This is a genomic window from Shinella yambaruensis, from assembly GCF_050859155.1.
Lineage (GTDB): Bacteria > Pseudomonadota > Alphaproteobacteria > Rhizobiales > Rhizobiaceae > Shinella > Shinella yambaruensis.
In genome coordinates this window covers 2,432,458-2,453,903 of record NZ_CP150638.1, presented here as the reverse complement: position 1 = coordinate 2,453,903, position 21,446 = coordinate 2,432,458, and the positions used below count along the sequence as shown (strand labels likewise).

Sequence of the window (21,446 nt, the reverse complement as noted above, 5' to 3'; positions counted from 1 at the left end):
CCCTTCAGGGGCTTGCGGGCGAAAGCTGCGAGATGGAATCAGGCCGCTGGAGCGTTGCTTCAGCGGCCGTTTTACGGGGGCTCTCAGCGGCTCTGCCAGCCCGCGCGATCCAGCGCGTAGAGGACATGCGGGCGAAGGGTGGGGTCGTCGAGGCCGGGCATGTCGAAATTCCGCTCCGGCGCGGCGCGCATGCCGATGCGCCGCATGACCGCGATGGAGCGCGTGTTGCCGGCGACGGCGAAGGAGACGATCTCGGCAAGGCCTTTCTCCTCGAAGCCGAAGGCGAGCAGCCGTTCGGCGGCTTCGGTGACGTAGCCCCGGCCCCAGTGGCGTCGCGCCAGCCGCCAGCCGATCTCCACCGAGCCGGCCGGCAGGTGCGGTTCCAGCCGGTCCGTCGTGCGGGAAAGGCCGCAGAAGCCAAGGGCGGCGTCGCTCTCCCGCTCGGCGAGCGCGTAGAAGCCGAGGCCGGTCTCGGCGATGATGCCGCGGATGCGCTCGAAGAGCTCGTCGGACTGGGCGCGCGTGCGCAGGAACGGGAAGAATTCCATCACCACGGGATCGGAATTGATCTCGTGGAAGAGGTCCCGGTCCCTTTCCTCCCAGTTCCTGAGCACCAGGCGCCTGGTCGTGGCGATGGGCATCAGCCGGTCACGAAGTCGGATTTGCGGTAGCCCTGGAGGTAGAGCAGGGCGGTGAGGTCGCCGTGGTCGATGCGGATCCTCGCCTCGGCAGCGACGGCCGGCTTGGCGTGCAGCGCGACGCCGGCACCCGACAGGTGCAGCATGCCGAGGTCGTTCGCGCCGTCGCCGACGGCCATGGCTTCGTCCGGCGAGATGCCGAGCCGTTCGGAAACCTCGATGAGGGCGTCGACCTTGGCCTGCTTGCCGAGGATCGGCTCCGCCACCGCGCCGGTGAGCTTGCCGTCGGCGTCGAGCAGCAGGTTGGCGCGGTTCTCGTCGAAGCCGAGCATGGCGGCGATGCGGCTCGTGAAGACGGTGAAGCCGCCGGAGACGAGGGCGGTATAATACCCCTTGGCCTTCATCGTCGCGATCAGTTCGCGTCCGCCCGGCGTCAGCGTGATGCGTTTTTCGATGACCTCGTCGATAACGGAGACCGGGAGCCCCTTGAGAAGGGCGACGCGCTCGCGAAGCGCGGGCTCGAAGGCGATCTCGCCGTTCATGGCACGGGCGGTGATCGCCGCGACCTTGTCCTTGAGGCCGACTTCGGCGGCGAGCTCGTCAATGCATTCCTGGCCGATCATCGTCGAATCCATGTCGGCGATCAGCAGTTTCTTGCGCCGCGTTTCCGCTTCCTGGATGGCAAGATCGACCGGCTCGCCCCCAATGACGGCGCGGATTGCGGCCTCCGCGGCGCCAAGGTCGCTGCCGTCGCGCAGCGCGATGTCGCAGGCGATGCCGTCGGCAAGCCAGTAGAGCCCGGACGCCTTGACCGCATCGGCGGCCTTTTCTGCAAGGCTAGGCGTCAGGACGGGGTTTGACGGATTGGCGACAAGCGTGGCAACGAAAGCCATGATGAGAAACCTTGATCGAAAGCGGGACGCGATCCTGATAACGGGCCCGACGGCCAGCGGCAAGTCCGCGCTCGCCGTGCGGCTGGCCACCGAGCACGATGGCGTGGTGGTGAATGCCGACAGCATGCAGGTCTACGACACGCTGAACGTGCTCACCGCCCGCCCGCAGCCGGCGGACATGGCCGGCATCGAGCACCGGCTCTACGGCCATGTGCCGGCCGGTGCGGCCTATTCGACCGGCGACTGGCTGCGCGAGGCGGCGACGGTCGTTGCGGAACTGCGGCGGCGGGAGAAACTGCCGGTCTTCGTCGGCGGCACCGGCCTTTATTTTCGCGCGCTGACGGGCGGGCTCTCCGACATGCCCGCGATTCCCGAGGCCGTCCGCACGCATCTGCGCGGCCGGCTCGCGGAGGAAGGGGCCGAGGCCCTGCACCGTGTGCTTGAGGCGCATGATCCGCAAACGGCGGCGCGCCTGAAGCCGGGCGACGGCCAGCGGATCGTGCGGGCGCTGGAGGTGCTGGAGGCGACGGGACAGTCGATCTCGGCCTTCCAGTCTGCGGCGGGGCCGGCCGTCATCGATGCGGACCGGGCGAAGAAGCTGGTCGTCCTGCCGGACCGCGCGGTGCTGGCCGCCCGCATCGACCGGCGCTTCGCAGACATGCTGGCATCCGGCGCGGTGGAGGAGGTGCAGGCGCTGCTGGCGCTCGATCTTTCGCCCGCCATGCCCGTCATGAAGGCGATCGGCGTGCCGCAGATCGCGGCGATGCTGGCCGGGACGATGAGTGCGGCGGAGGTCGTCGCGCGCGGCGCGGCGGCGACGCGGCAATATGCCAAGCGCCAGATGACCTGGTTCCGCAACCAGCTCGACGAGAGCTGGCAGCGCATCGACCCGCTGGCCGCCGCGGGCACGACCAGTGAGGGTCCGTAGCGGCTTTCCGCGACGGGCGTAAACCAAGGCCTCAAGGCGCAGGAGGCAGGAGGGTTCGGCCCGCCCTAGCGCCGGATCAGGCTGCTCAGCGGCTTCTTGAGAAGCTGTTCGCGGATGGAGCCCTCGCGCCGCGGTTCCTGCTGCTCGCCGAAGGCGGGCGCGGGGCGTGCCGCCGGCTGGCGATAGGGGTCTGCCGCCGGTTGGCGGTAGGGATCGGCAGCGGGGCGTTGCGGTTCGGAGGTCAATTCCCGGCGGATCGCCTCGAAACGCTCCTGGGGCGAGGGGTCGTAGGCGCCCTGGGCGCCCGGCAGCATGTCGGGCCGGTACGGCTCGTGCTGGGACGGCTGGGCGGCGGGACGCGCGGCCTGCAGCGTCTCGATGTAATCCTCCTCGTCCTCGTAGGGCGCATCCTCGTAGCCGGTCGGCAAGGAGCCGTTCTGGCCCTGGGCGGCGAGATAGGCGTTCTGGAAGCCGGAAATGTCGGGTCCGGTGATGGCGCGCATGCGGGCGACGATGGAGCGCAGGTCGACGCTTTGCGGCGTCTCGTCGCTGATCTTGACGCCGGTGCCGTTCGCCTTCGGCAGGCGATTGGCATCGACGCGCGAAAAGCGCATGCGCATCGGCACGGCCACGGCCTCGCCGAAGGCGATCGCCTCGCCATTGCCGATCGAGGAGATGAAGCTGGTCGTCGAGGACGAGGAGTTGGGGATCGCCGAGCGGATGATCTCCTGGTCGTGCTCGTTGGCAAGGCGCATGGCGAAGATCGTCGAGCACTGGGAGAGGATCGTCGGGTCGAGCTCGCCGGGGCGCTGGGTGATGATGCCGAGCGAGACGCCGTATTTGCGGCCTTCCTTGGCGATGCGGGCGATGGCCTGGCGCGTCGGCATGAAGCCCAGCTTCATGTCCGCCGGCACGTAGCGGTGCGCCTCCTCGCAGACGACCAACATGTGCACGCCGCCATTGCTCCACAGGCCGATTTCGAAGGCCATGCGGCAGAGCACGGAGGCGACCGAATTGACGACTTCGGACGGGATGCCGGCGAGCTGGAAGGTGGTCACCGGCTTGCCGTCGCCGGGAATGCGGAAGATGCGGGCTATCGTGTCGAGGATCGTGTCGGTGATCGTGTTCGAGGAGAACATGAAATGGTAGCGCGGGTCGTTGATCGCCGACATGATCTTGACCTTGAGCGAGCGCAGGTGCGGCTTTTCCGCCCGGCCTTCGAGGCGCCCGATGCGCTCGTCGATGAGGGCGAGCAGGTCGGCGATGCGGAACGGCACCGGCGTATCGGCGGTCACCGAGCTTTTCTCGCTCGTGCGGCGCATTAGGCCGTTGTCGCTCGATCCGCGGAAGGCGCGCTTGGCCTCCGGGATCAGGTCGCGCAGGATGTCCATCTCCTCCGGCACCGGCGGACGGCCGCGGAAGACGACTTCGGCGAATTCCTCCAGGCGGAACAGCCAGAAGGGCAGGTCCAGCGTATCGGTATCGATGATGACCGCAAGCTCGCCGAAGGCGGAGGCGAATTCGTTGTGCGGGTCGAGGATGAGCACGCGCAGGCGCGGATCGGCCTGGATCGCCTTGTGCAGCAGCAGCGTGACGGAGGTGGACTTGCCGACGCCGGTCGTGCCGACGATGGCGAAGTGCTTCTCCAGCATGGACGGCACATGGATCGTCGCGTCGAGCGTCTCGTCCTGCGTCAGCTTGCCGATGGCGCAGACATCGTTCTTGCCGGTGTCGTAGACCTTGGCGAGATCCGAGGCGCGGATGCGGTGGGCGATGGCGCCGAGATGCGGGTAATCGGTGATGCCGGCGGAAAATTCCTCGCGGCCGTCGGCGCTGACATGCACCTCGCCGAGCAGTTCCACCTCGATGCGGAAGACCGTGTCGTGGTTTTCCACCCAGCTCTGCTGGTCGGTGGACATGGAATAGACGAGCGCGACGACGCGGTTACGGCCAACGGAAATGGAGATGAGGCGGCCGACGGCCCACAGTTCCGTGAGTGCGGTTTCCCCGCTCTCGGCGACGGCGCTGATGGTGGCGTGCGACCCATTGCAGGCGACGACGCGGCCGAGCAGCCGGTTGCCCGTCGACAGGCCATTCCGGCGATCCTGCTCGCCGGCTACAATGGAATTCTGAAAATCACTGTTCAGCAATCACGGCACTCCTTGCCATCAAAGGCGAAGTCTAATGATTGCCGCTTAATAAGACGTTTCGTCCTGATGCATCCTTTGGTTGTAATTTGACGCTCACACCAGAATCCGTGCCATTGCGAAACAGACGGAAAGGCGTTGACGCGCGGGGGCTTTGCCGTTAACACTTCGCCCCATGAAAAATCTGACCTCTATCATTCTTGTGGTGGGAACGCGCATGGGCAGGGTGGTGTAACCACCCGGCGAAAGCACCCATGCGCGGTAAACAGGCTCCTCCAAGGGGCCTTTTTTTATGCCCAGAAATTCGATAATCACCCGAAATACGAAAGAGACGGACGGAAATCCGATGAGCGGAACAGAAAATCAGATGACGGGCGCCGAAATTGTCTTGCAGGCCCTGAAAGACAATGGCGTGGAACATATCTTCGGCTATCCGGGCGGTGCCGTCCTGCCGATCTATGACGAGATCTTCCAGCAGGACGACATCGAGCACATCCTCGTGCGCCATGAGCAGGGCGCCGGCCACATGGCCGAAGGCTATGCCCGCTCCACCGGAAAGGTCGGCGTCATGCTCGTCACCTCGGGCCCGGGCGCGACCAATGCCGTCACGCCGCTGCAGGATGCGCTGATGGATTCCATCCCGCTCGTCTGCCTCACCGGCCAGGTTCCGACCACGCTCATCGGGTCGGACGCCTTCCAGGAATGCGATACGGTCGGCATCACGCGCCCCTGCACCAAGCACAACTGGCTGGTCAAGGACGTCAACGATCTCGCCCGCATCATCCACGAGGCCTTCCGCATCGCGCAGTCCGGCCGTCCCGGTCCCGTCGTCGTCGATATCCCGAAGGACGTCCAGTTCGCGACAGGCACCTATACGCCGCCCTCCGCCGCGCCCACCCAGAAGAGCTACCAGCCGAAGCTCACGGGCGACGCGAACCAGATCGCGGCCGCCGTCAGCCTGATGCGCTCGGCCCGCCGGCCGGTCATCTATTCCGGCGGCGGCGTCGTGAATTCCGGGCCGGAAGCCTCGCGCCTGCTGCGCGAGCTGGTCGAGATCACCGGCTTCCCGATCACCTCGACGCTGATGGGCCTCGGCGCCTATCCGGCCTCCGGCAAGAACTGGCTGGGCATGCTGGGCATGCACGGGTCCTACGAGGCGAACATGGCGATGCATGACTGCGACGTCATGGTCTGCATCGGCGCGCGCTTCGACGACCGCATCACCGGCCGCCTCAACGCCTTTTCGCCGAACTCGAAGAAGATCCACATCGACATCGACCCGTCCTCGATCAACAAGAACGTCCGTGTCGACGTTCCGATCCTCGGCGATGTCGGTGCGATCCTGGAGGACATGGTCCGCCAGTGGCGCGCTGCCGCGAAGGATTACGACAAGGCGATCCAGGCGGACTGGTGGACGTCGATCGCCAGGTGGCGCGCGCGCAACTCGTTCGCCTACAAGGCGAGCGACGACGTGATCATGCCGCAATATGCCATCCAGCGCCTCTACGAGCTGACCAAGGACCGCGACACCTACATCACGACGGAAGTCGGCCAGCACCAGATGTGGGCGGCGCAGTTCTACGGCTTCGAGCAGCCGAACCGCTGGATGACCTCGGGCGGCCTCGGCACGATGGGCTACGGCTTCCCGGCGGCGATCGGCGTGCAGGTCGCGCACCGCGACAGCCTCGTCATCGACATCGCGGGCGATGCCTCGATCCAGATGTGCATCCAGGAGATGAGCTGTGCCGTGCAGTACAACCTGCCGGTCAAGATCTTCATCCTGAACAACCAGTACATGGGCATGGTGCGCCAGTGGCAGCAGCTGCTGCACGGCAACCGCCTGTCGAACTCCTACACGGAGGCGATGCCTGACTTCGTCAAGCTCGCGGAAGCCTATGGCGGCGTCGGCATCGCCTGCGACAAGCCCGGCGATCTCGACGGCGCGATCCAGGAGATGATCGACGTCAAGCGCCCGGTGATCTTCGATTGCCGCGTGGCGAACCTCGCCAACTGCTTCCCGATGATCCCCTCGGGCAAGGCGCACAACGAAATGCTGCTGCCCGACGAGGCCACGGACGAAGCGGTCGCCAATGCGATCGACGCCAAGGGCCGCCAGCTCGTTTGATGGAAAGGAGAGCGATTCCAGCAAAAGCGTGAAGCGGTTTTGCATTTGGAATTGCGTGAGGAAAGAACATCATGAACGCACACCTTCAGCCCACCGGCTCTGCCTATTTCATCGCCAAGGAAACCCAGGTCGCGGAGAGCCACACGCTCTCCGTGCTCGTCGACAACGAGCCGGGCGTGCTTGCCCGCGTCATCGGCCTGTTCTCCGGCCGCGGCTACAACATCGAGAGCCTCACGGTCTCGGAGACCGAGCACGAGGCGCATCTTTCGCGCATCACCATCGTGACACGCGGCACGCCCAGCGTTCTCGAACAGATCAAGTCGCAGCTCGAACGCATCGTGCCGGTGCACCGGGTCGTCGATCTCACCGTTCGCGCAAAGGTGCTCGGCCAGGAACGGCCGATCGAACGCGAGGTGGCGCTGGTCAAGGTCACGGGCTCCGGCGAGATGCGCGCGGAAACCCTGCGCCTTGCCGACGCCTTCCACGCCAAGGTCGTCGATGCGACCACGGACCACTTCATCTTCGAGATCACGGGAAAATCGTCCAAGGTCGACCAGTTCGTCGCGATCATGAAGCCGCTCGGCCTCAGCGAAGTGTGTCGCACGGGCATCGCCGCGATGAACCGCGGCCCGCAGGGCATGTGAGCGGGTAGGGGGGCGAGTGCTTTCAACCTGTCGGACGAAGCTTCCGCGTTGGACGTCTTGGCAGAGCCTCAAGCCTCTCCTCCGTCATCCTCGGGCTTGACCCGAGGATCCACCCACAAACTCAAGGCGTGCCGTGTCACGTGGATCCTCGGGTCAAGCCCGAGGATGACGTCGCGGGTGGGGGAGGGCTTTTCAGGAAAAGGAAAAGCCCTTTTCTTTTCAGAAGGATCAGATCATCTCCAGCGGCCGCTTGCGCGTCGGCGGCGGGAAGGCTTCGTCGAGGAGGCGGAGGTCCTCCGAGGTCAGGCGGATTTCGGCGGCGTGGAAGTTTTCGCGCACCCGGTCCGGCGAGCCTGATTTGGGGATGGCGATGACGCCGGGCCTGGTCAGGAGGAAGGCGAGGGCGACCTGGGCGGAGCTCGCCTTGTGGATGCGGCCGATCTCCTCCAGCACCGGATGGCCGACGAGGCGGCCCTCGTCGAGCGGCGAATAGGCCATGATCGGGATGCCCTGCACCTGGCTCCAGCGCAGGAGATCGAACTCGATGCCGCGGCGGGACAGGTTGTAGAGCACCTGGTTGGCGGCGGGGCGGGCGGGCTCGGCGGCGTCGAGCAGTTCCAGCATGTCGTCCTTGTCGAAATTGGAGACGCCCCAGGCGCCGATCTTGCCCTCAGCCTTCAGCGCCTCGAAGGCCTCGACCGTCTCGGCGAGCGGATGGCGGCCGCGCCAGTGCAGGAGGTAGAGGTCGACATGGTCGGTGCCGAGGCGCTTCAGGCTCGCCTCGCAGGCGGCAATCGTGCCGCTGCGGCTCGCATTGTAGGGCAGCACCTTGCTGACGAGGTACACCGCATCGCGCCGGCCCCGGATCGCCTCGCCGACCACGGTCTCGGCGCCGCCGTCGGCATACATTTCCGCCGTGTCGATCAGCGTCATGCCGAGGTCGATGCCGGCGCGCAGGCTGTTTACCTCCTCGGCCATCGAGGCATCGCCTTCGCCCATGTGCCAGGTGCCGAGGCCGAGGGCCGGCACCTGCCGACCGCCGGGGAGGGTGACTGCCGGTAGTTCCGCTTTCATGTTGCGCTCCGCTTGCATGGGCCATGCATCAGCCATCCAAATTGCATGCATGACAAGAATTGGCTGGTCGTTGCAAGGAGATGGACTATCAATCGGAAAAAACAACCGGGATATTCAGGACCTCCCATGCAGATCGAGATTTTTCTGGCGCTTCTGGTCTTCGCCTTCACCACCTCCATCACCCCCGGCCCGAACAACATGATGCTCTTCGCCTCCGGCGTGAACTTCGGTTTCGTGCGCACGATCCCGCATATGTGCGGCATCGGCGTCGGTTTCCTCGTGCTGCTGCTTGCCGTCGGCTTCGGGCTCGGCGCGCTCTTGGAGGCCGTGCCGCTGGTCTATACGCTGCTGAAGTTCGCGGGCGGCGCCTACCTCATCTGGATCGCCTGGAAGATCGGCACGTCGCGCTCGCTTGGCGAAGGCAAGACGGGGGCGCGGCCGATGAGCTTCCTTGAGGCCGCCGCCTTCCAGTGGGTCAATCCGAAGGCCTGGGTCATGGCCGTCTCCGCCATGGCGACCTATACGAACGCGGCGAACTACACGATGAGCGTGCTGATCGTCGGCATCGCCTTTGCCATCGTCAACTTCCCCAGCGTCTCCACCTGGGCCGGCTTCGGCTCGGCGCTGCGCCAGTGGCTCTCCGATCCGGTGCGGCTGAAATGGTTCAACATCACCATGGCCCTGCTGCTCGTCGCAAGCCTCTGGCCGATGCTGCGCTAGACGCGTAAAAGGAAGGCCGGACCGGAGCGCAGGGACTGCCATGCACATGCATGACCACGACGACGACCATCATCACGACAACCATCTCTCGCCGATGGAAGCGCGCGTGCGCGCGCTCGAAACCATCCTGACGGAGAAGGGCCTGATCGATCCGGAGGCCATCGACGTCATCGTGGAGACCTACGAGACGAAGATCGGCCCGCGCAACGGCGCGCGCGTCGTCGCCAAGGCCTGGGCGGAGCCGGATTTTGCCGCCTGGCTGAAGCAGGATGCGACGGCGGCGATCGCCAGCCTCGGTTATACCGGCCGGCAGGGCGAGCATATGCGGGCGGTGTTCAACGACGGCGAGACGCACAATCTCGTCGTCTGCACGCTCTGCTCCTGTTATCCCTGGTCCGTGCTCGGCCTGCCGCCCGTCTGGTACAAGGCGCCGGCCTATCGCGCGCGCGCCGTGATGGATCCGCGCGGCGTGCTGGCGGAATTCGGCGTCACGCTGCCGGCCGACCGGAAGATCCGCGTGTGGGATTCGACGGCGGAGCTGCGTTATCTCGTCGTGCCGGAGCGGCCGGCGGGCAGCGAGAGGCTCGACCAGGACGCGCTTGCCGATCTCGTGACGCGCGATGCCATGATCGGCACCGGGCTGGCGCTTTCTCCCGAGGCGCGGGCATGAACGGGCCGCACGATCTCGGCGGCCTGCACGGTTTCGGCCCCGTCGCGCCGGAGGTTAACGAGCCGTATTTCCATGCCGAGTGGGAAAAGCGGGCGCTCGGCGTGACGCTCTCCTGCGGCGCCTTCGGCGCCTGGACCATCGACGAAAGCCGCCATGCGCGGGAAAACATCCCGCCGGCCACCTATCTTGCCGCGAGCTATTACGAGATCTGGATCCGGGCGCTGGAAACGCTTCTGCAGCGCCACGGCTTCGTCAGCGGGGCGGAGCTTGCCGAGGGCCGGATGCTGGAGAAGGGCGCGACGCCGAAGCGCGTGCTGACGGCGCAGATGGTGCCGGCCGTTCTTGCGAGGGGCGGGCCGTGCGACCGGCCGGTCGACACGGCGCCGCGGTTTGCCGCCGGCGCGCGCGTGCGCACCCGCAATGTCAATCCGGCGACGCATACCCGCCTGCCGCGTTACGCCCGCGGCAAGGTCGGCGTGGTCGAGACCGTGCAGGGCTCCTTCGTCTTTCCGGACGACAGCGCGCACGGCAGGGGCGAGAACCCGCAATGGGTCTATACCGTCGTCTTCGACGGGGCGGAGATCTGGGGCGAGGGGGCTGCGCCCGGCCTCACCATCTCGATCGACGCCTGGGAGAGCTATCTTGAGCCGGTGTGAGACGCCGGCCGATTCGCCCGGCCTGCCGAAATCCCGGGAAGGCGATCCGGTCTTCGCCGAACCCTGGCAGGCGCAGGCCTTCGCGATGACGGTGCGCCTCCACGAACGGGGCGTCTTCACCTGGGGCGAGTGGGCCGAGGCCCTGTCGCGCGAGGTTCACCGGCCCGGAAGGGCGGCCGATGGTGCCGATTATTTCGACTGCTGGGTTGCCGCGCTGTCTTCGCTGCTGGCTGTCCGTGGCGTTGCGAGCGAGGCGGAGCAGGCCGCGCTGTCCGATCGCTGGGCGCGCGCCGCCGAGGCGACGTCGCATGGAAAACCCATCCGTCTTGAAAACGCGATGGACCAGGACCAATCGCCTTTCGGTTCATGCCGGCCTTGGCTGGATGTCGATCGATCCTAAGCCCGATCGGCGACGAATCGCGCAAGCCACGGGCCGAACAGGGTCACCAGGATGAGCCGGGCCGTCTGCAGCGTCATGACGAAGGCGACGTCGACCTTGCTGGAGGCGGCGATGACGGCGATGGAATCGAGGCCGCCGGGGCTGGTCGAGAGATAGGCCGTCAGCGGGTCGATGCCGAGGAGAAGGATCAGCAGGCCGGCAAGCAGGCCGGAAAAGCTGATCAGCGCGAGGATGGAGAGCACCGTCGGCAGGAGCGCCCGGCGCGCATGCAGGAGGATGGCGCGGGTGAAGCCGAGGCCGATGTTCCAGCCGAGCAGCGTGAAGGCGACGACGAGCAGCCATTGCGGCAGCTCGATGCTGATGGCGCCGGAGGCATTGAGCACGGCGGCGAGGGCGAAGGGCACCAGGAAGGCACCGGCCGGGATGCGCAGCTTCTGGCCGGCGAGGCCGCTGACGATGCCGACCGCCAGCATCAGGACGAGCGGCGGCAGCGGCACCGGCTCGAACCAGGCATGCGGCGGCACCGCCGCGCCGTCGTGCCCGCCGAAATGGGCGACGAGCGTGGCAAGGCTGGCAACGAAGACGACGCGCAGATATTGCATGAAGGCGACAAGCCGGGCATCGGCGCCGTAGGCTTCCGCCATCATCATCATGGTCGAGGCGGCGCCGGCGGAGGAGCCCCAGATCGCCGTCGTGCCGGGCAGGATGCCGGTGCGCGTGATCAGCCAGCCGCACAGCGTGCTCATGCTGATGACGGAGACCACGACGAACAGCATCAGCGGCCAGTTGCGCTGGAAGGTGCCGAGGAAATCCTCGGAGACCGTGGTGGCGATCATCAGGGCCAGCACGACCTGGACGAAGAAGAAGAAGATGCGCGGCAGGCGGATCGTTCCCCCGCCCAGCGCCACGGCGATGCCGGCCAGCATCGGTCCCATCAGCAGGGCGGCGGGAAAGCCCCCGAATTCCAGCGGCACCGTGATGACGACCGAGAGCGCGCCGACCGCAAACCATTGCAGGAGGGCGGGCAGCCTGCCGAATCCCGCGGGCGGGACTGTGCTCTTCGAGGGAGGGGAGGCGCGGGACAAGGATCGCTCCGGAAAACTGCGCCCTCAATAGCGCGGCAGGGCTTCGGCGAACAGGGGAAAATCGCCCGGGCGCCGAATCCGTCCGCCAGCCCGCGAAACGGCCACGTCCCCCTTGCCTCGCGGCGCCGAATCCTGCCAAGTCCGGTCATGGAATTTGCACCCCAACAGGATGACGCGCTGAAGGCCGTCGCGCGGTGGCTGAAGGACGGGCGCGAGCCGTTGTTCCGCCTGTTCGGCTATGCCGGCACGGGCAAGACGACGCTTGCCCGCCACTTTGCGGAGAATGTCGACGGCGAGGTGCTGTTCGCCGCTTTCACCGGCAAGGCCGCCCAGGTGCTGCGCTCCAAGGGCGCGACCAACGCCAAGACGATCCACTCGCTGATCTACCGCCCGCGCGGGGAAGAGGAGGTGGCGGACGAGGAGACGGGCAAGACCTCGGTCTCGCCGATGTTCTCCATCAACCGCCAGAGCCCGGTCGCCAAGGCCGCCCTCGTCGTCGTCGACGAATGCTCGATGGTCGACGAGGCGCTCGGCAAGGACCTGATGAGCTTCGGCACGCCGATCCTCGTGCTCGGCGATCCCGGCCAGCTGCCGCCCGTTTCCGGCGGCGGCTACTTCACCAACCAGGAGCCGGACTATCTGTTGACGGACATCCACCGGCAGGCACGCGACAATCCGATCATCCAGCTCGCCATGCAGGTGCGCGAGGGCAGCGACATCGCCTATGGCGACTATGGCGCCGCGCGCGTCATCGGTCGCAACGAGGTGGACCAGACGCTCGTGCTCGATGCCGACCAGGTGCTCGTCGGCACGAACCGGACGCGGCGGCGCTACAACCAGCGCCTGCGCGAGCTGAAGGGCTTTACCACCGACTATCCGCAATCCGGCGACAAGCTGGTGTGCCTGCGCAACGACCCGGCCAAGGGCCTGCTCAACGGCTCGCTCTGGCAGGTGATGAGCTCGTCCAAGGAGACGGTGAAGCCCGGCATCAACCTGATGATCCGGCCGGAGGACGACGACATGGACCGCGGCGCGGCCAAGATCAAGCTCCTGAAGGCCGCCTTCGAGAACCTCGACGAGGAAATCCCCTGGTCGACGCGCAAGCGCTATGACGAGTTCGATTTCGGCTATGCGCTGACCGTGCACAAGGCGCAGGGCTCGCAGTGGAACAATGTCGTGCTGTTCGATGAAAGTTTTGCTTTCCGCGACACGCGCGAACGCTGGCTCTACACCGCCATTACGCGCGCCGCGGAAACGCTCACCGTCGTGCGATAGCCAGGACCCGCGCGACGGACCGCTTTTCAGGAAGCGGATGGAAGGGGCCGGTCGTCATGTCCGGCCCGTCTCGCCGGTCTCAGTGACCGACGATGCCGAGCATGACCGCCTTGGCGACGGCCTGGAAACGGTTGTTGCTGTCGAACTTGGCGATGATGTTCTTTTCCATCACCTGCACTTCGCCGGGCTCGATCTCGAGCGCGCGGGCAATGCGGCTCGTCGGGTAGCCTTCCGCCATCAGGGCGAGGCAGTGCAGTTCGGCCGGCGTCAGGTGGGCGCGGGGCGTATTGTCGTTCGTCTCCGGCTCGTGGGCGGAGCTGAAGTCGAGCAGTTCGCTGATCTGCTGCATCTGCCGGCGGATCGTCGACTGCTGCGCCACCAGTTCGCGCTTGCGGGCGGTCATGGCGTTGCGGAAGACGCCGTCGGCCTCCTCCTGGCTTTCGGCGGCGGAAAGGCGTTCCAGCAGTTCCTGGATCACCGCGACCGGCATGCCCGTCTCGCGACAGGTGTTGACCACCGCCATCTGCTGGATCTCATCCGGGCCGTAGACCCGCATGGGGCCGACGCGGGCCGCGGTCAAAAGGCCCTTCTCCTCGTAGAAATGCAGCGTGCGATGGGTCACGCCGAAGGCGTTGGCCATGTCCGCAATGGCAAGGCGTCCTTCGGGCAGGTTCTCCGGCAGGGGCGCGATTGGCAGGAAACGGATGGATTTGCGCGCGCCCGAGCGGCTGTCGGCCTTCTTCGACTCATTGGTCATCATGAAAGCAGCCCGCAAGAAGTAGATTGGTCATGTGCTTAACCCCCGGTCGCCGGCCCATGACCAGCCTCCCTGCGAAGGCTGGATGACGCGCCGGCGGACAATGCCCTTCACCGTTTCGCCGGCTGTGCATGCCGATGAAACTGTATGCGATCGTGCAGGGATTCCAAATTCCGTTCGCGACTCGATTGTGCGGAATCCTGAATCCGAGCGGCACACACTACCAATCCGCCCTGCATCATAAAATAAACCCAAGGGAGGGGCGTGCCTATCGTTATATCTAGGGATGTATTTTCTGGCGCCGCCTGCCGGTTGGATGCGGGAGCCTCAGCGCGTCAGGGTGGTGACGGGGCTCTCGGTCGGCGAGACCCCGGCCAGCGTCGCCGGCGCCAGGTTGCAGGCGATCGGCTCACCGGCACCGGGTGTTCCGCGCGGCGGGTCCTGCTCCGCCTGTGCGAGACATTCCATGAGACTGCTGGCCGTTCCCGTGCGCATGGCATGGCGATAGAGCGGGCCGGTGGCGGTGAGGGCGCGGGCGGCGAAAGCGACCGCCTCATAGGCAAGGCCGCCTTCGCTGCGGAGCTGTTCGTGCGAAAAATGGCGGGTGAAAACCGTGGTGCCGGACGGTTCGTGGATCAGCCGGGCGTAGACGCCGTGTCCGTTCGGGCGGTTCTCGATGCGGAGGGCGTAGGAGAGCGCGTGCGGTTCCGGCGCCTCGCGCAAATCGACGAGGTGTACGGTCCTGTGGTAGCCGGCGGAGCCGGCGATGGCGCGGGCCAGCGCATTGCATTCGCCGCCCGATGGCCAGCATTGCAGGATGTGGAGGCTCGGCAGCGCCTGGGCGAGGCCGGCAAGCTTGTTCTGCACCGACAGCGCCAGCTGCGCCTTGGCGATCGCCGCGCTGGAGGCATCCGGATAGATGGAAGGGGCAAGGAAGAACAGCGGCAGCAGCGAGAAAAGGGCGAGCGGTGAGGAGACCGGCGCGGGGAGCCAGGAGCGACGCACTTCCGGCTTCTGCCGCGCGGCCCGTACCGTGGGAGGCGGCATGGCGGAGGCGTCGTCCACCGCTTCCGGCTCGTCCTCGGCGGCGCTGTATTCCGGAACGTAGCTGCCGAGCGGCACGCGGATGCGCAGGCGGTCGCCTGCGCCCTCCGTCTCGTAGTACTGCTCCAGCAGTTTCCTGAGCTTGCCGGCCTGGACGCGCACGAGCGGGTCGTTGCCGGCGTCGAAGCCCGGCGGCCGGCCGAAGACGTCGATGCCGATGCTGTAGCCCTTGAGCTGGGCGGCTTTGCCGGAGAGCTCGCTTTCGACGATATAGGAAAGGAACGAGCGCAACCGCCCGGAGCGGGCGAAGGCCTCGCTCGTGATGATGGCATCAAGCGCACGCCGCACACGTTCGCACGCCGGCCTGTCGGTCCTGCTCATGGTGTCGCCACAGAGGAGACCATCGCTGCTGCCCGATTTCCTTCCCGTTCCCCAAGACGGGACGCCGGCCCGGCATCCCCTAAAATCATCGGGATTCTACCGGTGATTCTTGCGCAACGGCAAGGGGGCATGCACAGGCTCCCGCCACAAAGCCGCAAGGCCCCGGCCTGCGGCCGCCTTGCGGCGATTGCCCTTGTGGAAACAACAGGCTAGAGCTTGTGGCCTGCAAGAGGAGTTTGCGTCGCCATGCCTGCGAAACTGTCGGTCAATCTCAATGCCATTGCCATGCTGCGCAACCGGCGGGACTTGCCCTGGCCGAGCGTCACCGGCCTTGGCCGGATCGCCCTTCAGGCGGGCGCGAGCGGCCTTACCGTGCATCCGCGGCCGGACCAGCGCCATATCCGCTTTTCCGATCTCGCGCCGATCCGCAGCCTCATCGACACCGAGTTTTCCGGCACGGAATTCAACATCGAGGGCTTTCCGGAAGAGGGCTTCATGCGGCTCGTCGAGGAGCATCGCCCCGAGCAGGTGACGCTCGTGCCCGACGATCCCTCCCAGGCGACCTCCGACCACGGCTGGGACTTCCGCAAGAACCATAACCTCCTCGGCAACATCGTCGGCCGGCTGAAGAAGCTGGGGCTGCGCGTCTCGGTCTTTGCCGATGGCGATCCCGACCGTGAGGCGCTGACCATCGCGAAGGAGGTCGGCGCGGACCGGATCGAGCTCTACACCGGCCCCTATGGCGGCTGCTACGACGATCCGGCCGAGGCGGCGCGGATCGTCGAACGACTTGGCGAGACGGCGGATATCGCCTTCGAGCTCGGCCTCGACGTCAATGCCGGCCATGACCTGACGGTCGCCAACCTGCCGGCGCTCGTCGCGCGCATCCCGCGTCTTGCCGAAGTGTCGATCGGGCATGGCCTGACCGCCGACGCGTTGGAACACGGCATGGCGGAGACCGTGCGGCGCTTCTGCCGCGCCTGCGGCCAGGACGTCTGACAGGCCTTGCGGCGCCCGGTCGAGCGCCGCACCTTGAATGGCATCAACCGAGAAACGCGGCCTTGTTCGCGGCGACGAAGTCCTCGAAGGTTGTCGGCGCACGGCCGGAAAGCGCCTCGGCGTCTTCCGTCACCATCGCGATCCTGCCTTCGCGCGTGTTGGCGTCGAAGGAGACGATGGTCGGCACGAAGCCTTCCGGCAGGCCTGCGGCCTTCAGCCCCTCGGCAAGCTGGGCATCCGTGACATGCACGACGGCAAGCGGCTTGCCGGTCGCCGCGGAGACGATGGCGGCGATCTCTTCGGCCGTGTGCGTCTTCGGGCCGGTCAGCGTGTAGGTGCGGCTCTCGTTGCCGGCCTTCAGCACGGCGCCGGCAAGGGCGGCGGCGGTGTCGGCGCGGGTGATGTGGGCGATCCTGCCCGCACCGGACGAGGTGTACCAGGAGCCCGTCTGCAGCGCATGTGGCAGCGACATGAAGAGGTTTTCCGCATACCAGCCGTCGCGCAGGATGGTGTAGGGGATGCCGGTCACCTTGATCGCTTCTTCGCTGCCGAGATGGTCGGGGGCGAAGGTGACGAGCGAATCGTCCGGCTGCGGCATCGACGTATAGAGGATGTGCTTCGCACCCGCCCTGGCGGCGGCGGCGATAGCGGCCTTGTGCTGGGCGAGGCGCTTGCCGGGCGTGTCGAGCGCGTCGGTGGAGATGATCAGCACCTTGCCGGCGCCGGCAAAGGCCGCGTCGAGCGAGGCCGGATCGTCGAAATCGGCGGCGCGCACGGTGACGCCCTTGTCGGCATAGGCGGCGAGCTTCGAGACGTCGCGGGTCGTGGCGATGATGTTGGCGGGCGCGAGCTTGCCGGAGGCGAGGAGCGCGTCGATGACGAGGCGGCCGAGCTGGCCGGAGGCGCCGGTAACGAGAACTGTGTCGGTCATGTTTTGCCTTTCTGGGCCCTTGCGGACCGTTCCTGCAGGCGTGGCGGGGAGGCGCCCTGGTCCTGCTGCGCGTTGATCTCTAATTGAGACTTGCTCTTATCTGGTAATCTGATAGGAGCTGTAAAGAAGGCAGTTTTTTCTGCGGTGGTTACCTGGAGGGAACCGGCAATGAACAGGATCGTCGACCGTGCCGAGGGCGAGCGCGTCATTCTCATCGACGGTGTCGCCATGTCGATGGACGATTGTCCGGTGCGCGACGTGCTGGACAGCGTCGGCGGCAAGTGGACGTCGCTGATGATTCTCGGCCTTGCCGACGGGCCGCGCCGCTTTTCGCAGCTGCGCCGCTTCATCCCCGATATTTCGCAGCGCATGCTGACCCAGACGCTGCGCGACCTGCAGCGCGACGGCTATCTGACGCGCACCGTCTATCCCACCCAGCCGCCGAGCGTCGAATATTGCCTGACGCCGCTCGGCCATTCCTTCCTTGCGCTTCTGCGCTCCCTCGTGCAGTGGTCTAGCGAGAACCATGCCGCGATCCGGGCCGCCCGACAGGCCTACGACGCGGTAAAGGACTGACGCTCCGGCCGCTGGGCTCCGGAGCCGCATGCAGGGAAGGCGGCCATGAAGCCACTCGATATCGGTATCGCCGGCGCCGGGCCCGCGGGGCTTGCGGCGGCGCTGTTCCTGTCGCGCGCCGGCCACCGGGTGGAGCTGATCGAACGCTTCGAGCAGCCGTCCCCCGTCGGTTCCGGCCTGCTGATGCAGCCGACGGGGCTTACCGTGCTCGATGCGCTCGGCCTGTCCCCGGCCATCCATTCGCTGGGCAACCGCATCGACCGGCTGCATGGGGCCGACGCGCGGAGCGGGCGGACGGTGCTCGACGTGCGCTACGATGCGCTGGCCGGCGGCCGTTATGGCCTTGCCGTGCATCGGGCGGCGCTCTTTGCCACCCTGCATGATGCGGTGGCGGCCGCGGGCCTGCCCATCCGCACCGGCATCACGCTCGCCAAGGCCGAGACGCGGCAGGCGCGCACCGCCCTGCATGATCCAGAGGGCGAGATCGTCGGCGACTACGACCTGGTGGTCGACGCGACGGGCGCCCGTTCCCAGCTTGCCGCCGCGTCCGTCGTCGCGCCCGCTGTGCGCGAACTGCCCTGGGGCGCCTTCTGGGCGACGCTCGATTGCGACGGCATACCGCACGATGCGCGGGCGCTCGCGCAACGCTATGACGCGGCGAAGGTGATGATCGGCGTGCTGCCGGTCGGCCGGGCCCATGCGGGCGAGGGGCGCAAGGTCGCCTTCTTCTGGAGTCTCAAGGCGGCGGATGCGGGCGCGGTGCGGCAGGCCGGCCTTCAGCGCTGGAAGGGGTGCATCCTCGACTACTGGCCCGAGACCGCGCCCTTCCTCGACCAGATCACGGACTGGGACCAGCTGACGCTCGCCCGCTATGCCCACCGCACCACGCTGCCGCCCGTGGCGGACGGCATCGCCTTCATCGGCGACAGCGCCCATTCGACCAGCCCGCAGCTCGGGCAGGGGGCGAACATGGCGCTGCTCGATGCGGCGGCGCTGGCGCATGCCCTGTCCACGGCCGCCTCCCTGGAGGAAGGGCTGGCGGCCTATGCGGCCGCCCGGCGAAACCATGTCCGGCTGTTCCAGCTGCTCTCCTACGTCTTCACGCCCTTCTACCAGTCGGACTCGCAGGCGATCGCCTGGCTGCGCGACCGGCTTGTGGCGACCGTCGCGAAAATCCTGCCGGCACCGCAGGTCCTTGCGGCGATCGTCTCCGGCACGCTGGTCGATCCGTTCATACGGGCTGGGCTTCAGGAGTGCCGCTGGCTGGAGCGCACGCTGCAGGAGGCGTGAGCGGTTCCTGCCAGCCGGCAAGGTCGAGCGCCCAGGTCTGCCCCACGAGGTCCTGGCCGAAGCTGTGGTGCGCCTCCTCCTTCTGCAGGGTGAAGCCGGCGGCCTGATAGATGCGGCGGGCGGCGGTCAGGATGTCGTTCGTCCAGAGCTCCAGCCGCCTGTAGCCGGCGTCTTGCGCAAAGCGGATGCACGCCGTCACAAGCCGGGTGCCGAGGCCATGGCCGCGCGCGGCCTCGGCGACATGCAGCAGGCGCAGCCTGGCCGTCGTCTCGCTGGCCTTCACCAGGAAGATGCTGCCGACGAGCGTGCCGTTCTGCTCGGCGATCCAGCAGTGCTCGCGGGCCGGATCGAAGTCGCGCAGGAATTTCGCGCAGATCTCGGCGACGAGCGCCTCGTATTCCTCGTTCCAGCCGTAGCTTTCCGCATAGCTTTGGGCCTGGCTGGCGATCACCCTGCCCATGTCGCCGACCCGGTGGGGGCGGATCCGGATCGGGCTTGAAAGGTCCTGCCCGGCAAGGAGGGCCGTGACGTCGCTGAGCGCCGCCGTCAGCCTGTGTCGCGCCACCTCGTCGAGCGGCTCGATGAGCGTCGCGATGCTTGCCCGCGACCGCGTGGCGAGGTCGGCGGCGACCGCCCGGCCGCTCTCCGTCAGGCTCAGCAGCCGTCCGCGGCCATCGGCCGGGTCCTGGCGGATGTCGACCATGCCCGCCCCCGCGAAACGTTTCAGCATGCGGCTGACATAGGCGGGATCGAGCGACAGTTCCATCGTCAGCTGCGAGGCGGCGGTGGCGCCGCCATTGGCGAGTTCGTAGATGACGCGCGCTTCGGTCAGCGTATAGGGCGTGTCGAGATAGGCGCGGTCGAGCACGCCGATGCGGTTGGTGTAGAAGCGGTTGAAGGCGCGGACCGCTTCGATCGTGTCCGCACCGGGTTCCTCAGGGGCAATGGCCGTCATGATGGATCTCCTTCGATCACCATAGTTGCCATTTATTTGACTGAGTCAAGTAATTTGCGTCGCTGCCGTTGCATGACCAAGTGTGCGAGGGGGCGGACGCAAAAAAGGCCGGATCGCTCCGGCCTTTCCGATTTCAATGCTGTCGCGGCCGATCAGGCTGCGACGAGCTGGTCAGCCGACATCTTGCCGGACTTGCGGTCGCGGACCAGCTCGAAGCTGACCTTCTGACCTTCGTTGAGCGCTGCGAGGCCAGCGCGCTGAACGGCGGAGATGTGGACGAAAACGTCCGGCTCACCGCTGTCCTGCTGAATGAAGCCGTAACCCTTGGTCGTGTTGAACCACTTTACGGTACCAGTTGCCATGACGAAACCTTTCCTAAGCCGTCAAATCAATCTTCGGTCGCCGGGACGGCAACCATGGGAGGTCGAATTTGAAGGGTAGGTTCGTAACTGCAGGCGCAAGCGCCTGCAAATGCAGAAGTCAACGTTCAAATCTCGATGCGGGAGAAATAAGTGGTTCGGTGCTCCGGGTCAAGATGTGCGCGGCCCGGATCGCCTACGGTTTTCATTCGACCGCCGGCAGCGCCGTATCGTTCGCGCATTGCGAGATCGGCAGTTGCCGGACGCTGTGAATGGCGGTGATCCGGCCCTCCGCGGCATCGGTCTCCACCTTCATGCAGGCGCAGGCATAGCCGTAATTGCCGTTGGTGCGCACATAGTCGCCGGCGGAAATGTCGGGAATCCGGTCGAAGCCGGCGGGCTCGTTGCCGGCGCCCTGCGTCATCAGTGTCCAGCTCCCCTCGCTGTCGTCGAGCCACCAGTTGGCGGGTGTCGGGTTCTGCAGCCAGCCGCAGCGGGTTTCGGCCGCCTCGGCCATGGCGACGGTGGCCGCCAGGGCGAGCAGGGCAAAGAGGATCGGCTTCCTCATCGTCGCACCCTCAGTTCCCGATCTTCTTGCAGTGGAACGTGTCGCCGCTGGCCTCGGAGGCCCAGTCCATCCCGCTGTCGGTGATGTTGGCAAGGCCGATGCGATAGTCGTCGGCGAAGGTCAGGATGTAGGCGCCGCCGTCCTGCTCGCTTTTCAGGATGGGCATCGGCCCTTCGCCCGAATCATAGGTGTCGGCGGTGAAGGTGAAGGTCGAGACCTCGCAATCCCAGGTGCCGACATAGGGCGGCTCCCCGGCGGCGTGGACGGGCAGGGCGGAAAGAAGCAGGATGGACGCAAGGAGACGAAGCATGGCGGGATCCGTCGCAGGAGG

General features: G+C 66.6%; 23 protein-coding genes. 11 read left to right on the top strand and 12 right to left on the bottom strand.

Going from position 1 to position 21,446, the window contains the following annotated elements:
- Positions 1 to 83: 83 nt before the first annotated feature.
- Positions 84 to 641 (bottom strand): GNAT family N-acetyltransferase, encoded by a 558-nt coding sequence (locus WMC41_RS12175; RefSeq protein WP_432343463.1) that lies wholly within the window; start codon positions 639 to 641, stop codon positions 84 to 86.
- Entirely contained in the window at positions 641 to 1,531 is an 891-nt protein-coding gene (gene serB, locus WMC41_RS12170) for a phosphoserine phosphatase SerB (protein WP_272805797.1), read from the bottom strand. The genes WMC41_RS12175 and serB overlap by 1 nt, the downstream gene beginning before the upstream one ends.
- Here serB and miaA point away from each other — a divergent pair.
- Positions 1,530 to 2,459 (top strand): tRNA (adenosine(37)-N6)-dimethylallyltransferase MiaA, encoded by a 930-nt coding sequence (gene miaA / locus WMC41_RS12165; RefSeq protein WP_432343460.1) that lies wholly within the window; start codon positions 1,530 to 1,532, stop codon positions 2,457 to 2,459. The genes serB and miaA overlap by 2 nt on opposite strands.
- 65 nt (positions 2,460 to 2,524) lie before the next feature.
- Here the strand turns inward: miaA and WMC41_RS12160 are convergent, their stop codons facing one another.
- The gene (locus WMC41_RS12160) at positions 2,525 to 4,609 is read right to left on the bottom strand and encodes a helicase HerA domain-containing protein (RefSeq protein ID WP_432343458.1); all 2,085 of its coding nucleotides are present in this window, start codon (positions 4,607 to 4,609) and stop codon (positions 2,525 to 2,527) included.
- 343 nt (positions 4,610 to 4,952) lie between these two features.
- Between WMC41_RS12160 and WMC41_RS12155 the strand changes: the two genes are divergently transcribed.
- The gene (locus tag WMC41_RS12155) at positions 4,953 to 6,731 is read left to right on the top strand and encodes an acetolactate synthase 3 large subunit (protein ID WP_432343456.1); all 1,779 of its coding nucleotides are present in this window, start codon (positions 4,953 to 4,955) and stop codon (positions 6,729 to 6,731) included.
- 71 nt (positions 6,732 to 6,802) lie between these two features.
- A complete protein-coding gene (ilvN, locus tag WMC41_RS12150) occupies positions 6,803 to 7,375 on the top strand; it encodes an acetolactate synthase small subunit (RefSeq protein ID WP_244766709.1) in 573 nt (190 codons plus the stop codon).
- A gap of 228 nt (positions 7,376 to 7,603) precedes the next feature.
- Here the strand turns inward: ilvN and WMC41_RS12145 are convergent, their stop codons facing one another.
- The gene (locus WMC41_RS12145) at positions 7,604 to 8,449 is read right to left on the bottom strand and encodes an aldo/keto reductase (RefSeq protein ID WP_272805793.1); all 846 of its coding nucleotides are present in this window, start codon (positions 8,447 to 8,449) and stop codon (positions 7,604 to 7,606) included.
- 126 nt (positions 8,450 to 8,575) lie between these two features.
- Between WMC41_RS12145 and WMC41_RS12140 the strand changes: the two genes are divergently transcribed.
- The 4 genes from WMC41_RS12140 to WMC41_RS12125 are packed head-to-tail and all read left to right on the top strand — an operon-like array spanning position 8,576 to position 10,895.
- The gene (locus WMC41_RS12140) at positions 8,576 to 9,169 is read left to right on the top strand and encodes a LysE family translocator (RefSeq protein WP_244766707.1); all 594 of its coding nucleotides are present in this window, start codon (positions 8,576 to 8,578) and stop codon (positions 9,167 to 9,169) included.
- Positions 9,170 to 9,209: 40 nt separating this feature from the next.
- Positions 9,210 to 9,839 (top strand): nitrile hydratase subunit alpha, encoded by a 630-nt coding sequence (nthA, locus tag WMC41_RS12135; protein ID WP_432343451.1) that lies wholly within the window; start codon positions 9,210 to 9,212, stop codon positions 9,837 to 9,839.
- Positions 9,836 to 10,495: a nitrile hydratase subunit beta gene (gene nthB / locus WMC41_RS12130; protein WP_432343448.1), complete on the top strand. Its 660-nt coding sequence runs from the start codon at positions 9,836 to 9,838 to the stop codon at positions 10,493 to 10,495. Before nthA ends, nthB begins: the two co-directional genes overlap by 4 nt.
- Complete coding sequence (locus WMC41_RS12125; protein ID WP_432343445.1) at positions 10,482 to 10,895, top strand: nitrile hydratase accessory protein; 414 nt, start codon at positions 10,482 to 10,484, stop codon at positions 10,893 to 10,895. The genes nthB and WMC41_RS12125 overlap by 14 nt, the downstream gene beginning before the upstream one ends.
- On the opposite strand, the gene WMC41_RS12120 is transcribed toward WMC41_RS12125, so the two are convergent.
- Positions 10,892 to 11,980 carry an AbrB family transcriptional regulator gene (locus tag WMC41_RS12120; RefSeq protein ID WP_244766703.1) on the bottom strand — a complete coding sequence of 363 codons (1,089 nt, stop codon included), beginning with the start codon at positions 11,978 to 11,980 and terminating at the stop codon, positions 10,892 to 10,894. The genes WMC41_RS12125 and WMC41_RS12120 overlap by 4 nt on opposite strands.
- 147 nt (positions 11,981 to 12,127) lie before the next feature.
- On the opposite strand from WMC41_RS12120, the gene WMC41_RS12115 reads away from it, so the two are divergent.
- A complete protein-coding gene (locus WMC41_RS12115; RefSeq protein ID WP_244766702.1) occupies positions 12,128 to 13,255 on the top strand; it encodes an ATP-dependent DNA helicase in 1,128 nt (375 codons plus the stop codon).
- A 79-nt stretch (positions 13,256 to 13,334) separates the two neighbouring features.
- Here the strand turns inward: WMC41_RS12115 and WMC41_RS12110 are convergent, their stop codons facing one another.
- Together WMC41_RS12110 and WMC41_RS12105 are read right to left on the bottom strand one after the other, a co-directional pair.
- Positions 13,335 to 14,015, bottom strand: a complete 681-nt coding sequence (locus tag WMC41_RS12110; protein ID WP_432343442.1) for a MerR family transcriptional regulator — start codon at positions 14,013 to 14,015, stop codon at positions 13,335 to 13,337.
- A gap of 324 nt (positions 14,016 to 14,339) precedes the next feature.
- The gene (locus WMC41_RS12105; protein WP_244766701.1) at positions 14,340 to 15,437 is read right to left on the bottom strand and encodes a hypothetical protein; all 1,098 of its coding nucleotides are present in this window, start codon (positions 15,435 to 15,437) and stop codon (positions 14,340 to 14,342) included.
- A gap of 246 nt (positions 15,438 to 15,683) precedes the next feature.
- Between WMC41_RS12105 and WMC41_RS12100 the strand changes: the two genes are divergently transcribed.
- Positions 15,684 to 16,436, top strand: a complete 753-nt coding sequence (locus WMC41_RS12100) for a pyridoxine 5'-phosphate synthase (protein ID WP_432343440.1) — start codon at positions 15,684 to 15,686, stop codon at positions 16,434 to 16,436.
- Between the two features lie 43 nt (positions 16,437 to 16,479).
- Here WMC41_RS12100 and WMC41_RS12095 read toward each other — a convergent pair whose 3' ends face one another.
- Positions 16,480 to 17,367 carry an SDR family oxidoreductase gene (locus WMC41_RS12095; protein WP_432343437.1) on the bottom strand — a complete coding sequence of 296 codons (888 nt, stop codon included), beginning with the start codon at positions 17,365 to 17,367 and terminating at the stop codon, positions 16,480 to 16,482.
- A 168-nt stretch (positions 17,368 to 17,535) separates the two neighbouring features.
- Here WMC41_RS12095 and WMC41_RS12090 point away from each other — a divergent pair, with 168 nt between their 5' ends.
- Positions 17,536 to 17,943, top strand: a complete 408-nt coding sequence (locus WMC41_RS12090; protein WP_272805785.1) for a winged helix-turn-helix transcriptional regulator — start codon at positions 17,536 to 17,538, stop codon at positions 17,941 to 17,943.
- 45 nt (positions 17,944 to 17,988) lie between these two features.
- A complete protein-coding gene (locus WMC41_RS12085; RefSeq protein ID WP_432343434.1) occupies positions 17,989 to 19,233 on the top strand; it encodes an FAD-dependent oxidoreductase in 1,245 nt (414 codons plus the stop codon).
- On the opposite strand, the gene WMC41_RS12080 is transcribed toward WMC41_RS12085, so the two are convergent.
- From WMC41_RS12080 to WMC41_RS12065, 4 genes are all read right to left on the bottom strand, one after another.
- A complete protein-coding gene (locus WMC41_RS12080) occupies positions 19,175 to 20,188 on the bottom strand; it encodes a bifunctional helix-turn-helix transcriptional regulator/GNAT family N-acetyltransferase (RefSeq protein WP_432343432.1) in 1,014 nt (337 codons plus the stop codon). The two genes, WMC41_RS12085 and WMC41_RS12080, sit on opposite strands and share 59 nt — an antisense overlap.
- Positions 20,189 to 20,340: 152 nt before the next feature.
- Positions 20,341 to 20,550, bottom strand: a complete 210-nt coding sequence (locus WMC41_RS12075; RefSeq protein WP_064330432.1) for a cold-shock protein — start codon at positions 20,548 to 20,550, stop codon at positions 20,341 to 20,343.
- A gap of 202 nt (positions 20,551 to 20,752) precedes the next feature.
- A complete protein-coding gene (locus tag WMC41_RS12070; RefSeq protein ID WP_432343430.1) occupies positions 20,753 to 21,115 on the bottom strand; it encodes a DUF4087 domain-containing protein in 363 nt (120 codons plus the stop codon).
- Between the two features lie 10 nt (positions 21,116 to 21,125).
- Positions 21,126 to 21,425: a hypothetical protein gene (locus WMC41_RS12065; RefSeq protein ID WP_244766694.1), complete on the bottom strand. Its 300-nt coding sequence runs from the start codon at positions 21,423 to 21,425 to the stop codon at positions 21,126 to 21,128.
- Between the last annotated feature and the right edge of the window lie 21 nt (positions 21,426 to 21,446).